Source organism: Agromyces sp. NPDC055658 (assembly GCF_053618155.1).
The window spans coordinates 158,395-171,869 of sequence record NZ_JBSHHD010000002.1; the positions used below are offsets into that span (position 1 = coordinate 158,395).

At 67.5% G+C, this 13,475-nt stretch carries 14 protein-coding genes; 2 read left to right on the forward strand and 12 right to left on the reverse strand.

Translation table 11 applies throughout. From position 1 onward, the window contains the following. Nucleotides 1–30: 30 nt before the first annotated feature. The 10 genes from ACWGPE_RS01965 to ACWGPE_RS02010 all read right to left on the reverse strand — a co-directional run bounded on the left by ACWGPE_RS01965 (nt 31) and on the right by ACWGPE_RS02010 (nt 10,180). Complete coding sequence (locus ACWGPE_RS01965; RefSeq protein WP_231428796.1) at nt 31–1,062, reverse strand: alpha/beta hydrolase; 1,032 nt, start codon at nt 1,060–1,062, stop codon at nt 31–33. Between the two features lie 48 nt (nt 1,063–1,110). Beyond that, nucleotides 1,111–2,004 (reverse strand): type II secretion system F family protein, encoded by an 894-nt coding sequence (locus tag ACWGPE_RS01970; protein WP_452047995.1) that lies wholly within the window; start codon nt 2,002–2,004, stop codon nt 1,111–1,113. Then, entirely contained in the window at nt 2,004–2,960 is a 957-nt protein-coding gene (locus ACWGPE_RS01975; RefSeq protein ID WP_275506153.1) for a type II secretion system F family protein, read from the reverse strand. Before ACWGPE_RS01975 ends, ACWGPE_RS01970 begins: the two co-directional genes overlap by 1 nt. Further along, complete coding sequence (locus ACWGPE_RS01980) at nt 2,957–4,504, reverse strand: CpaF family protein (protein ID WP_452047996.1); 1,548 nt, start codon at nt 4,502–4,504, stop codon at nt 2,957–2,959. The genes ACWGPE_RS01975 and ACWGPE_RS01980 overlap by 4 nt, the downstream gene beginning before the upstream one ends. After that, complete coding sequence (locus tag ACWGPE_RS01985; RefSeq protein ID WP_275506151.1) at nt 4,491–5,828, reverse strand: AAA family ATPase; 1,338 nt, start codon at nt 5,826–5,828, stop codon at nt 4,491–4,493. The genes ACWGPE_RS01980 and ACWGPE_RS01985 overlap by 14 nt, the downstream gene beginning before the upstream one ends. Further along, nucleotides 5,828–6,589, reverse strand: a complete 762-nt coding sequence (gene cpaB / locus ACWGPE_RS01990; RefSeq protein ID WP_275506150.1) for a Flp pilus assembly protein CpaB — start codon at nt 6,587–6,589, stop codon at nt 5,828–5,830. Before cpaB ends, ACWGPE_RS01985 begins: the two co-directional genes overlap by 1 nt. 33 nt (nt 6,590–6,622) lie before the next feature. Continuing rightward, complete coding sequence (locus ACWGPE_RS01995; RefSeq protein WP_452047997.1) at nt 6,623–7,600, reverse strand: Tad domain-containing protein; 978 nt, start codon at nt 7,598–7,600, stop codon at nt 6,623–6,625. A 47-nt stretch (nt 7,601–7,647) separates the two neighbouring features. Next, nucleotides 7,648–8,094 carry a TadE family protein gene (locus ACWGPE_RS02000; RefSeq protein WP_452047998.1) on the reverse strand — a complete coding sequence of 149 codons (447 nt, stop codon included), beginning with the start codon at nt 8,092–8,094 and terminating at the stop codon, nt 7,648–7,650. Between the two features lie 37 nt (nt 8,095–8,131). Next, nucleotides 8,132–8,332 (reverse strand): Flp family type IVb pilin, encoded by a 201-nt coding sequence (locus ACWGPE_RS02005; protein WP_275506147.1) that lies wholly within the window; start codon nt 8,330–8,332, stop codon nt 8,132–8,134. A gap of 294 nt (nt 8,333–8,626) precedes the next feature. After that, on the reverse strand, nt 8,627–10,180 hold the full coding sequence (locus ACWGPE_RS02010) for a hypothetical protein (RefSeq protein WP_452047999.1): 1,554 nt from the start codon (nt 10,178–10,180) through the stop codon (nt 8,627–8,629). 148 nt (nt 10,181–10,328) lie between these two features. Here ACWGPE_RS02010 and ACWGPE_RS02015 point away from each other — a divergent pair, with 148 nt between their 5' ends. After that, nucleotides 10,329–11,138 (forward strand): NYN domain-containing protein, encoded by an 810-nt coding sequence (locus tag ACWGPE_RS02015; protein ID WP_275506145.1) that lies wholly within the window; start codon nt 10,329–10,331, stop codon nt 11,136–11,138. 253 nt (nt 11,139–11,391) lie between these two features. Here ACWGPE_RS02015 and ACWGPE_RS02020 read toward each other — a convergent pair whose 3' ends face one another. After that, nucleotides 11,392–11,805, reverse strand: coding sequence for a VOC family protein (locus ACWGPE_RS02020; RefSeq protein ID WP_452048000.1), 414 nt, complete (start codon nt 11,803–11,805; stop codon nt 11,392–11,394). A 43-nt stretch (nt 11,806–11,848) separates the two neighbouring features. Further along, the gene (locus tag ACWGPE_RS02025; RefSeq protein ID WP_275506144.1) at nt 11,849–12,499 is read right to left on the reverse strand and encodes a prepilin peptidase; all 651 of its coding nucleotides are present in this window, start codon (nt 12,497–12,499) and stop codon (nt 11,849–11,851) included. A gap of 137 nt (nt 12,500–12,636) precedes the next feature. Here ACWGPE_RS02025 and ACWGPE_RS02030 point away from each other — a divergent pair, with 137 nt between their 5' ends. Next, the gene (locus ACWGPE_RS02030) at nt 12,637–13,464 is read left to right on the forward strand and encodes a hypothetical protein (protein WP_231428809.1); all 828 of its coding nucleotides are present in this window, start codon (nt 12,637–12,639) and stop codon (nt 13,462–13,464) included. Nucleotides 13,465–13,475 lie beyond the last annotated feature (11 nt).

Consider the following 13,475-nt stretch of genomic DNA (forward strand, 5'->3'; position numbering starts at 1 on the left):
TCGAGCACCGCTCAGCGCGCCGAACCCGCTTCACGCCCGCGCGTAGCCGCCGAGCCACCGGGTGATCGCGGCGTACGCGGCCGCCCGGGCGGGCTCGGCCGAGAGCATGACGTCGTGCAGCGCGCCGTCGATGCGCTCGATCGCGACGGTGGGCCCGAGCTTCGTCGCCCGCTCGGCGATCTCGTCGACGACGAGCACGCTGTCGGTCGACCGCATCGCCTCGTCCCACCGGGTGAGGATGGTCGATCGTGCCGACAGCAAGGTGAGCACGGGCGCGCCGACGTCGATGCCGGCGGCGACGGTCGCGTGCCCGGTGAGCACGGCCGAGAGCCACACCGAGTTCGTCGCGAACCCGCGGTCGGGGCGCCAGTCGTGGTCGTACTCCCACTCGCCGCCCTGCTCGCGGGCGACGGCGCGCGTGTAGAACCCGAGGTCGACGTTCGGCAGCGGCGCGAGCGGATGCACCCGGGCACCGAACTGCATCATGGGTGCGATCGCCTCGCGCCCGATGCGCGACAGCTGGAACTCGAGCCACGGGCTGTTGAGCACGATCGCCGACGCGACGCCCGGGTGCCGCGCGGCCCACAGCGACAGCGTCAATCCCCCGGTCGAGTGCCCCATGACGAGCAGGCGCCGGCCGGAGGCATCCCCGCCGTGCCCCATGGCCGCGAGCGCGGCCGCGATGTCGGCGTCGTAGTCGGAGAGGCTCGTGATGAGTCCGGGCGTCTGGCCGGGGCGCAGGCTGCGCCCGTACTTGCGCAGGTCGAGCGCGAAGAAGCGCGCGCCGAGCCCGGCCCAGTACGCGGCGAGCTCGGGGTTGAAGAAGTAGTCGCTCCAGCCGTGCACGTAGAGCACGTCGATACCGGATGCCGCGGCCCGGCGCCACCGCCACCGCCATGCCGGCCGGTGCCTGACCAGGGTCGCGACCACCTCGCCTTCGGCGTCGTCGCCGAGCGGGAGGGTCAATTGTTCGAAGCCGGGGCCGAGGATGTCGGGGCGCCAGGCGGGCTCGGTGGCCGGCGTCGCGGCGAGCGTCGTGTCGGCGGATGTCGGCTCGGCCACGGCTCCCCCTCCCCTGGGCGGTGTCGGGGTCAGCCTATCGAGGTGGCCTCAGTTGGCGACGCCGCCGATGCCGCTGCCGAACGAACTCATCATGTTGATCGCCGCCGGGGTGAGCAGCACGATGAAGAGCACGGGCAGCAGGCAGAACACGAGCGGGAAGAGGATCTTCACGCTGACCTTCATGGCCTGCTCCTCGGCGCGCTGCTTGCGCTTGAGTCGCATCTCGCTCGACTGCACGCGCAGCACGTCGCCGATCGAGACCCCGTACTGGTCGGCCTGGATGACGGCGCGGATGAATCGGCGGAGGTCCTCGACGTTCGTGCGGCGCTCGAGCTCCATGAACGAGTCGCGGCGGGTGCGGCCGATCGACATGTCCTGCAGCACGCGGATGAGTTCTTCCGCGAGCGGGCCCTTGCCGTTGCGGGCGGCCTTCGCCATCGCGGCGTCGAAGCCGAGACCGGCCTCGACGGCGATCGTCATCTGGTCGAGGACGTCGGGCAGAGCCAGTTGCATCGCCTTCTGCCGATCATGGGCGCGGCTGTTGATCATCACATCGGGCAGGAAGAAGAGCAGGATGGCTGCGGCGATGCCGAGGAGCACCTTCCACGGCTGCATCCCGCCGTTGAGGGCGAACATCGAGCCGAAGACGATTCCGAGGGCGCCGAGCACGATCTTCCACACGACGATGCCGTTGAGCGACCACCCGCTCGGGCGTCCGGCGAAGACGAGCTGCCGCTCGAGCCATGCGATGTACCCGCTGGGCGCGGCCGAGATGAGCGAAGCGCTGATCGAGCCCTGCTGCACCGGGCCGAGCGTGGGGTGCTCCTCCACCGCGGGATCGGTTGCTGGGCGTCGTTCCGGAAAGAGCAGGAACACGAAGACGCCGAACGCGATCGCGGTGACGCCGATGAGCACGTAGACGAGTACGGTCGAGATCTCCATCAGAACTTCACCCTTACCGTGAACGCCGTCCAGATCGAACCGACGATGAGCAGGATCACGGCGACGACGAGTCCGATGATGCCGAGCGGGTGCGTGAAGAAGGTGCTGAAGTAGGTCGGCTGCACGATCAGGAGGAAGAGGAAGACGACGATCGGCAGCGCCACGAGGACGATTGCGGAGAGCCGCCCCTCAGCACTCAGTGCGCGCACCTGACGGCGGATCTCGTTGCGGTCTCGGATGGTCTTACCGACCTGGTCGAGCACTTCGGCGAGGTTTCCACCGGTCTCCTGGTTGATCGCGATGGCCTGCGCCACCCACTCGAAGTCGTCGCTCTTCATGCGGTCCGCCGTGGTGTGCAAGGAGTCGGCGAGGTTGCGACCGAGACGCACCTCATTGACGACCCGCGCGAGCTCTTCGCTCGTCGGTGCGTCTGCTTCACTCGCGACCGCGCCGATGCTGCGGTTGAGTCCGTGACCGGCACGGAGGCTTCCGGCGATCAGCTGCACGGTGTCGTCGACCTGGTCGGCGAATCGCCCTCTCCGCTTGGACGTCCGGCTCGAGATGATCAACTTCGCCACGAACGGCGTCAGCATTGCGAACAGGATCGCCCACAGAAACCACGTGCCGTTGGCGAAGCCGAGCAGCACGCCGATGAGCGCCGCGACGCTGGCGCCGGAGGCGACGAGTACGACGAAGCTCGACGGATCGGACTTGATCCCGGCGAGTTCGAGCTCCTCTTGGCCGAACATGCGGGTCTTGCGCTTCGAACCGGCCGCCTCGATGGCGGCCGTCGTCCGCTGGGTGAGTTTGGTGATGCCCGACACATGTTCGACGCCCGGTGCGAGTCGCCGGTCACGTGCGACGCGTGGCGCCGGCGGTGCGATGACGAAGAGGATGAGCACGAGCAGCGCGAGGAGCCCGATGCCGATGCCGAGTCCGAGCACGAGCGGGTTCATCGCAGCTCTCCGAGCATCTCGCTGAGGTCGGGCTGGAACAGCGAGATCGGCAGCGCGATCCCGTAGTCCGCGATACGTTCGGCGAACCGCGGGCGAACCCCGGTCGGCTCGATTCTGCCGAGCAGGCGCCCGTTCTCGTCGAATCCCGCCGAGTAGTCGAACGTGAACGCGTCCTGCAGGGTGATGATGTCGCCCTCCATGCCGTGCACCTCGGTGATGTGGGTGATGCGACGCACGCCGTCCTTGTGGCGGCCGATCTGCACGATGATGTCGATGGCCGAGGCGATCTGCTCGCGAATGGCACGCAGGGGCAGGTCCATGCCCGCCATGAGCACGAGCGTCTCCATGCGAGAGACCGCGTCGCGCGGAGAGTTCGCGTGCAGGGTGGAGATCGATCCCTCGTGGCCGGTGTTCATGGCCTGCAGCATGTCGAGCGATTCGGCGCCGCGCACCTCGCCGACGACGATGCGGTCGGGTCGCATGCGCAGGGAGTTGCGCACGAGGTCGCGGATCGTGATCTCGCCGCGCCCTTCGATGTTCGCCGGCCGCGACTCGAGACGAACGACGTGCTCCTGCTGCAGTTGGAGTTCGACGGCGTCTTCGATGGTGATGATGCGCTCGTCACCCGGGATGAACGCGGAGAGCACATTCAGAAGGGTCGTCTTACCGGTGCCCGTACCGCCCGAGACGAGGATGTTCATCTTCGCGCGCACGGCCGCATCGAGCACGGTCGCGACCTCGCGAGTCATGCTTCCGAAGCCGATGAGGTCGTTGACGGTGTACGGCGTACCTGCGAACTTTCGGATCGTGAGCGAGGCACCGTCGACGGCGAGCGGCGGGATGATCGCGTTCACGCGCGACCCGTCTTCGAGTCGCGCATCGACGAGCGGCGACGACTCGTCGATGCGGCGACCGACCTTCGCGACGATCCGCTCGATGACGCGACGCAGCTGCGGTTCGCCGGTGAAGCGGTGCGGGGTCTCCTGCAGTCGGCCGTTGCGCTCGACGTAGAGCCGGTCGAAGCGGTTGACCATGATCTCGCTGACACTCGGGTCGGCGAGCAGCGGTTCGAGCGGCCCGTAGCCGAGCACGTCCGCGCCGATGTCGTCGATGAGCCGGTTGCGCTCGGCGGTCGACAACGCGAGCTGTTCGCCTGCGACGATGTCGGCGAGCTCGGCCCGCGCGAGCAGGTGCAGCTGCTCCTCGGTCAGCGAGGCGTCGTTCATTCGCGAGCCGATGCGGCCGAAGAGCTCTTCAGCCGCCTTCTCCTTCACCGCGGCGAGCGGGTCGGCCGAAGCGGCGGGTCTCGGCTGCGGCGATCGCGGCTGCGGCGGTCTCGGCGCGGCCGACGGCTGGAAGAGGGACGGTGCGACGGTCGGCGCCGAGTCGAGCGGTTCGGCGGGTGCCACCGGGTCGAGCGCCGTGGGTGACGTGTTCGCGTCATCCGGCACCGTCGGTTCGCGGGGCACAGCCTGGGCTGCCGGGACGAAGGGCGCCTCGCCCTGCTGAGCGCGAAGCGCGTTCAGCCGATCATTCAGGTTCATTCGATCGCCGCCTTCTCTGGATCTTGCTGCGCTTCGGGAACGCGTCGGGCGCGATGCGAAGCACGATCGATCGGATCGCCTTCGCTGCAGGGTCGCGCACGTCGTCGTGGATGAGGGGAACTCCGCGGTTCGAGGCGAGCAGCACCGCCGACGACTTCGGCACCTCGATGTCGATGGGCGCGCCGATGATGTTCTCGACGTCCTTGATCGTGAGGCCGCTGTTCTTGTCGGTCTGGTTGACGACCACGTGCCGATTGCCCGGCATGAGGCCCAGCTTCGACAGAAGCTCGAACTCGGTGCGCATGGCCCGCAGGCTCGGCACTCCCATGTTCGTGACGAACACCGCATCGGTGACGTGCTCGAGCGTGACGAGCGTGTGCTCGCCGAGACCCGGCGTGGTGTCGATGATCACGTAGCGGAACGTCGAGCGGAGCCGATCGATGAGTTGTGCGAGGGCGGCCGGCGGAACCTGGTCACCGAGTTCGGGCGACGTCGCGCTCGCCACCACGAAGAACCCGTCGTCGTGGTGGGTGAGCGTCGTCTTCAGCACCAACTCGTCGGCCGCGGCGTCGGCGACCGCATCGACGATGGTCCGGTCGGGCGAGAGTGCGAGGGCGGCGGTGATATCGCCGAACTGCAGGTCGGCGTCGACGAGCACGACCGAGTTCGGAGCGACCTCGGCGAGCCCGGTCGCCAGATTGATCGCGATCGTCGTCTTGCCCTGTCCACCCTTCGGCGCGACGACGGCGATGGCCTCAGTCGGAACGCCCGCCTCGATCGGCGGAAACTCCCATTCGGGCACCTCGGGCTCGGGTTCGGGCTCGGGTTCGCTCGTCGACGAGAGAGCGTCTGTTGCAGCGTCCGTCTCGAAACCTGCGTCGATCCCGCCGAGGATCTCCTCGTCGAGTTCGAGTGCCAACGGCGCATCGAAATCGTGCTCCCCCGCCCGCCCGTTGGCGATGAGCCATCCGGCCAGTCGCTCAAGAAGCCCCACGGTCGTGTCGTCGCTCGCGTCGGGGCTCAGCACCGCATGCAGTTCGAGCTCGTCGACCCAGTCTTCGAGGTCGGAGCGCTGCTCGCGCACGACGATGAGGCCGAGGTCGCGGTGCTTCGCGGTGAGCGCTTCGACGAGTCCCTTCGTCTCCTCGTAGTTGAGCACAGGCCCGAGCAGGGCGATGCGAGGCTGCTCGGGCACCCGGCTCACGACCGCGTCGGGTCCGAACGTCAGGAACTCGCCCGGGATGACGGCGAGCCGCTCGCCGAGAAGAGTCCGAAGACGGGTCTCGTACTCGGCGGAGCGGCTGACCAAGACGTAGGCGGTCACTAGAACGCGTTACTTCCAGTCACGGGCGCGGTGCCGCTGTTGTCAGTCTCGGCGTTCTGGAGGGTGAGCCACATGTTGGCGTAGCCGCCGGCCTCGCCCTCCGTGAACCAGACCCATCGTTCGATGTCGTGGGCAGACAGGGCGATCGTGACCATGATCGCATCACCGGCGCCCTGCTCGGTCTGCTGTTCGGTGTCGGTGTTGCTGTCAGCGAGCACCGCTCCTTGCACGTTCGTGACGAGCACATCGTGGAAGGCGAAACTCGTCACCGGGTTGATGACATCGTCTTCATCGCCGACCTCGTCGGGATCGACCGTTCCGACGAGACCGATCTTGTCACCGGCGCGCACCTGCCCGCCGACGACGCGATCGGCCGGCAAGGTGAACGACACCAGCTGCATGCCTTCTGGAATGCTGACGTCACCCCGCGCGGCGAGGTCGGCCGGATCGATGAACCGACCGAGCAGCAACTGCTCGCCGGGCAGGATCTCGGCGTCGGCGACCAGGCCGGCGATCTCCTCGAGGTCCGTCACGCTGTCCTCGGGCACATTGCGCTTCGGCATGGTGTCGAGCTTGACGTGGTCGGCGACCGACTCACCAGGAGTCCCCTTGGCGATCGTCTCCTGCACGATGTACACGTCGGTGAGCTCAGCACCTTCAGCCGCGCGAGCGTCGGCACCGCGCACGTAACCGACGAGCAGCACTGCGCCGATCGCGGCGAGGAGGAGGGCGACGATCGCGCCGATGATTCGGGTCTTCATGAGGAGCCTTTGGTAGGGACTGATGGACTGCTGCTAGTCGATGAGATGAACGGCGATCGGGTCCCCGGGGCTGCCGACCGAGGTCAACTCGAGCGCTTCCGCGACCGAGATGTACTCGACGAAGTACCCCTGCAGCCCTCGTTCACTACCGGTGAACTTGTAGGGGCTCTGGTTGTAGGGCGCCCCGATGTACTCCCGCGTTGCACCGCCGCCTGGCAGCACGGCCGAGTAGCCGGTGATGTGGAACGCGGCGAACTTGGAGATCGTGTAGTCGCCATGCGACCCAGAACCGGTCAGTCCATCCACGTGGTCGTAGAGCGCGACCAGGACGGTCTCGCCGAGGAGATCATGCAGGAAGTCGACTGGGCAGCCCGTGCCGCCGGTGTTGTTTCCGGGGGTACCCTCCGCAACGTTGTCAGGGTTGAGGGTCACTTGGCAGTTGTCGTCATCGAGCCAGCTGAAGCCGCCGGGGTAGTCAGCGTCGCTGCACGGGTTCGGCGCCGGTGGTCCGCTCCCCCCGCCCGATGGCGTCGCGTCGGTGAGCAACTTGAACGGTGTCCCGATCGAGCCTGCGTCGGCGATGCCGCGCTCGATCTCGCATTCCGCGATTGCCAGCGGGATGAACTTTCCGCCGCCGACGTAGCCCCACGCAGCGGTCGCATCGGTGCTCACCTTGGTGGACGTGGGATCGCCGTCAGTGTCGATCAGCGACGCGAGAAAGTGCGGGAAGTCGGCCGATGCCGTGACGTTGACCGTCTGATCCGTCGGTTCGATCACGACGGTCGCTTCGCCATCGACAGGAATGGCACCGTTTCCGTCGAGGTAGCCCTCCGCCGTCGCATCCGACGAGCCACTGCACGCCGTCGCATCATTCGCGCAATCGAACGCGACGGCGACGGCCGCGGCATCCGCCCCGTGCTGCAACTGCGTGTGCTCGGCATGCTGCGCGGACACGTCGAGGGCCAGGGCACCGAGTCCCAGCATCGGCACGATGAGGAAGGCGATGAGCACGGCGTTCGCGCCGCGCTCTTGCCGAGCGAGTCGACGGATGAGCCTTCTCAACCTCCGCATGGCATTTCTCCAGTCGCCTTCAACGTGATCGGGGTGCCGAGTGCCGAAGCGAACCAAGACGTCATCGATCCGGGTTCAATCTCAACCTCGCTCGTTGCGACCCCTGAGGAGTCGCAACTGATCGTGATGCTCACGTCGGCGCTTGACCAGTCGACGAAGCTCGGTATGTCGGTCGCATCCGCTGTCGCCTTGGCAATGACCTCGGCGTCATCGAGATCCGGGTCGTTGGAGTACACCGCAGCGGACCGTGCGGCGATACGAGCGCTGTCCGAGATGGTCGCCTGGATGTTCCAGAGTCGCGAGAACTCGATCACGGTGAGGAGCAGCATGATGACAAGCGGGAACACGAGCGCGAACTCGACCGCCGCGGCTCCCCGTTCTCCGTTGCGCCTACGCATCTCCACCCTCAACCGCCAGTGGGGGTTCGGGAACACTGCATGCACCCGAACCCCACGTTGCCTCTGCGACGACTTAGCCGACGCCCTGGGAGTTCATCCAGCTGCCGATCTGGGAGACGTAGCTGTTGAGGATCGGCGTGAGCGCGACGGCCGCGATGACGAGTGCGATGGCGACGAGACCGAGCACGAGCGCGTACTCGGTCGCGGTGGCGCCCTCTTCTTCGGAACGGAGCGAGTTGATCCGCGCCTGCAGCGCGGCGTATGCCTTGAGCATGAGGATTCCTTCGGGTAGGAGGGAGTACGTCACCACCCCGAAGGATGGCTGTCCCGCATGTGGGTTCATGCAGTGGATTGAAGGTATCCATCGCCTCACAGGTGACCTATGCCCCACTTTGGGGGTAGCCCCACGCCTATGGCGCAACGGATGCCGCAAATACGCCTGTCGACGCGCAACATGCGCCCACGCGTCCCCCGGTCTGGGGGTACACCCCCCATAGGAATTGGGGTACAGACGTACCCTGCAATCGGGGTACGTCCGTCCCCCGAAACGATGACGCAGCCCGGGGGCTCAACCCCGCACCCAGAGCGTGAATCCGCGTTCAGAGGCGACCCGATGCCATCCCATGTCTGCGTCGAGTGCTGCGGCGAGCCGTTCACTCATCTCGTTGGACGGCAGGATGACGCACCCCGTCGCGTCGGGGAGCGGATCCTCCGTCCAGAGGATCCGGAGGTACTCGAGGAGGTGCTCTCTCCCGTAGAAGTCGGCGCGGCCATCGATCCACACCTCCGCATCAGGTCGTAGGAGGATGACGGGCCCGGCGATCGGATCGGCGGACCAGACCTTGCACCCCTTGGGGAGCTGTCGGATGACGTCGACCTCGGGCGGGGTCGCTCCCGGTGTGGTGTTCAGGACGACGACGGGAGTCGCCATGACCATCAGGCCGGCGATGATCACCGTCCAGAAGCGGCCTGACGTGTACTCGACGACCTTCGGACGCGAGAGGAAGCGGTGGCCTGGATCTCCTTGGAGGCGATGCAGTCGATCGATCAAACCGGTGGCAACGCACCCGGCGACCGGAAGGAGCACGAGGAGGCCCGAGAGCGTGAAGCGCAGCGAGTCGAGGCCGAGCACGACGGCGGGGACGCCGAATGCGACCAAGGGCGCGGCGATTCGCGTTCTCGGGTCGAATCGTCCGTCGCGGCGGACGAGCCGCACCGTCCAGATCAGCGCGCCAGCTGCGACGAGGATGGCGACGATGGCGAACGGAATGAACCGGAATCCCTGCAGCCGGAAGAGGTCGATGATCGAGAACCACTCGCTGACCAGTCCGCGGCACACCTCCGCGACCACGCGCGAGCGCTCGAGCGTGAGGCCGATGCCGTAGGGCGACCCAACGCACCCGAGGAACAGCCCGCCGGCACCGGCGGCGGCGAGGAACACGCGACGCACCGTCGTCATGCCGGGAGTCGCCCACCAGGCGACCGCCCACATCACGGCGATCACGGCGGCCATGAGCATGAACGACAGGTGCAGCCAGTTGCCGACGAGCGAGAGCACGAATCCGAACCCCGCGACGACCCCGACCGCGACCAGGCTGCTTCGCCGCTCGAGCTGCCGGCTCCACCACCAGGCGAACAGGACCGCGACGAACGTCAGCGACTGGACCACGACCGTTGCGCGTGGCGTGAACGCGGAGAATGCGAAAACGAGCACCGGCGTGAACCCGATCAGCGTCGGGAATGCTCGCGCTCCTGCGAGTCGTGCCAGCAGCAGGGCCAGGGCGAAGAACACGGAGATCGACACGAACGCGACCCAGAACAATCCCCAGAATCCGCCGACCTGCCATCCGAGGCCGAGCACGATGTTCCAGACCGGAGAGTTCGGCACCCACTCACCGTCGGTCGCCCAGCTCCAGGTGTCGGGTCGGATGAACGGCGATCCCTCGAGACTCTCGATGCCGGCCCGAGCCGACCAATACTGATCGCGCTCCTGCGGCGACGCGGCTCGAACGGCGGCGACCATCGCAAGGACGACGTAGACCATCCACCAGCGGAACCGCTCCGTGGCGATGATCGATCGAAGACGAGCGGCACGCGTGGGGGCCTCGGAGCGGTCGGGCATCGGTAGGGCGTTCCTTCATCGATCGTCGTCCACAACGATCCGGTCAGCGACCGACGCGCAGTCGGACGGTCAATTCAGGTAACCCCGTCGATGGCGGACCAGCCAGTCCCATTTCGGGTGGCGCGTCGACCGCCACAGCGCGCGGGCGATGAACACACGCACGATCACACACTGCATCGAGTCGGCCACGCGTATCCCGTGCGCTCACTGCCATGCTTGTCCGATGGCAAACGGAACCGACCTGCTCGCCGTCCTCATCGACGCCGACAACGTACCCCCGTCGAAGATCGGTGCCGTCCTCGCCGAGGTCGCACGCCTCGGCACCGCCTCGGTGAAGCGGGTCTACGGCGACTGGACCAAGCCCAACTTGAGCAGTTGGAAGCCGGTCGCGAGCGAGCACGTCATCCAGCCGATGCAGCAGTTCGCCAATACGTCCGGGAAGAACGCGACCGACAGCGCGCTGATCATCGACGCGATGGACCTGCTCTACACGCGACGATTCCACGCCTTCTGCATCGTGTCGTCCGACAGCGACTTCACCCGGCTCGCGTCCCGGATTCGCGAAGACGGAGTTGCCGTCTACGGGTTCGGGGAGCGGAAGACGCCCGAGTCGCTCCGCAACGCATGCGATCGGTTCACCTACCTCGACGTGCTCGAGGAACCGGCGGCGGAGAAGGCGTCTGCGACGCTCGCACGCGTTCCGACGACGAAGCTGCGCAGCGACACGAAGCTCGTCTCCGGGCTGCGGTCCAGCGTCGCCTCCGCCTCTGGGGAGGACGGATGGGCGAACCTCTCCGCCGTGGGCAATCTGATGCGCAACCAGCAGCCCGATTTCGACCCGCGGAACTGGGGCTACGCGAAGCTCTCCGACCTCGTGCAAGCGACAGAGCTCTTCGTCATCGAGACAGCGCCAAGCGGTGTTATGCGGCTTCGCGCCAAGGGCAAGAACGGCAGCTGACCGCCCCCACCCCTCGAACGGGGAGTACCCCGGTCGATGCAAATGGGGGACACTCGATGCCAGGGTGCGTGTGGTTCCTTGGCAGGGCGGCGCCACCTCGGAGTTGCTCTCGTGGGTCGATGCCCGACAACGCGATCCCCTCGGGTTCAACTTCCGTTCTTCAGGTACGGCGACCGGCGCGAGGCTTCAGCTCTGCGCGAGCCGGAGGGCCTTCTCGGTGAAGGAGCCCACCTCGCCGTCGGCGCCTCGGCGCCTACGCCGTCGAGCCACCGGTCTGGTCGCGCAACGCCAGCCACTCCTGAAGCTCGATCAGATTCTCTTCCGGGTCCTCGAGATACGCGACCCGCAACCGATCGCCCATCGGCCCCGGATCCCGGGTGAACACCGCACCTCGCGAGCTCAGTTCGGCGTGCGCGGCGTCGAGGTCCTCCACCCGCAGCACGACCAGCGCGCGATACCCCTCCGGCGCCGACCCCAACCGCCCGAGCACGCCGGCCACCTGCGCCCGGTCCTGCAACGCGATCGCAGCGTGACCGGAGTCGAAGCTGAGCTTCGCGTACGGACCGCTCTCGGCCTCGAACTGCGGCTCGAGCCCGAGCACGTCGCGATAGAAGCGGTAGGCGGCGGGGAAGTCGGACACCAACAGGCGTATCTGAGTGAGTTCCATATCGACCTTCTTAGCGCGGTTCCAGCCTCGATCGCTCAGCCCCTCAGCCCGCCGCCAGCCACACCGCGACGAGCGCGCCCGCGAGCATCGACGGCCCGAACGGGATCGAACCCCGCAGCGTCACCCGCTTGAGCGCGAGCGCGATGAGCGAGATCACCCCGCCGATCACGAATGCGGCGAGCAGGGCGACGAGCCAGGCCGACAGGCCGAACCACCCGGCGACGAGGCCGATCACGAGGGCGAGCTTCACGTCGCCCATGCCCATCGCCGACGGCGAGATCAGGGCGAGCACGAAGTAGGCGGCGAACATCGCGGCGGCGCCCGCGAGCGCCCAGACGAGCCGCATCCACTCCCCCGTCGCCCACGTCGCAGGCACGAGCAGCACGCCCACCACGGCGAGCGCGGGGAACACGACCGCGTTCGGCAGCCGCTTCTCGGCGAGGTCGACGATCGCGAGCACCGTCGCGAACGCGGCGAATGCGACGAGCGCCGGCAGCAGCCACTCGAGGCCCACCCGCAGGGCGAGCAACCCGAACGTGACGGCGGCGGTCACGGCCGAGGCGACGCGGATCGTGCGCCGAGGCATCCGCCCGTGTTTCATCGAGTGCTCGGCCCACGCGGCCAGCGGCCACCAGCCCAGCACGAAGCCGACGACCGCCAGAACGACCGAGAGGGATGTCTCGAGCAGGGGCATGCAGGCAGCGTAGCGCCCGCCGGGGCGGTGAACGGCGGCCTGTGCACAGCGGCGCTCCGTTCGGAGCACCCCGAACCGGTGCTGCCACGGATGCGGCGGCGAGCGTGCGATCGGACGATCGGCGCAGGGGTGTTCCCATGGCCACCGAAGCAGAGATCCACAGCTGGCTCGCCGACTACGAGCGCGACTGGGGCGGGTTGTGCCAGGCCCTCATGTGGCAGCTCGCGAACCGGTTCGGCACGATCGTCGACACGCCGACGCAGGCGATCGGCGCCTTCCGAACCGAGCGCAGCGCCGAGCGCGTGCACGACGGCACGCCGCCGCCCGGTGCGTTCCTCTACTGGGACTGGCGCGAAGACGGCCATGTCGGGTTCATGATGAACGACGGCCGCGTGCTCATGGCGTCGCACTTCCTCACCGAGCAGTGGGTCGACCACCACGCCGGCTGGATCACGCTCGACGACTACAACGACCAGAACACCGAGGCGACGTATCTCGGCTGGTCGTGGCGGAACGGCGGCAACACGTGCCCGTTCCGCGATGAGAGCACCCCTGTGGCCGACGTGACGAAGTTCCGGCGCTTCCAGTCCGACGGCCAGTTCGCGGTTCGCACGGCGTTCCAGCGCTTCCCCTACGTGACGAATCCGCGCCAGGAGAACCTCGCGGCCGGCACCGGCGGCCTCGGTCTCTACAGCCTCACGCTGAACCTCTCGCTCGACGACTTCCCCGCTGACGCCCAGATCGAGGGGATGCTGGTGCTCGAGCCCACGGCGGGCGACACGTCGACCGGCTATCGGTTCACCGTCGACGGGTCACCGACGGGCAGCGTCGAGGCCGCGATCCGCGCGAACGTGCTGGTCGAGTCGAACGCCTCGCTCTACCTCGAGCTGCGGCAGTCCGCCGGCCAACGCAACCCGCTGCTGACCTTCTGGGGCGCCGACGTGGCGAACCTGCCCGTCGAGTGAAATCACTGCAC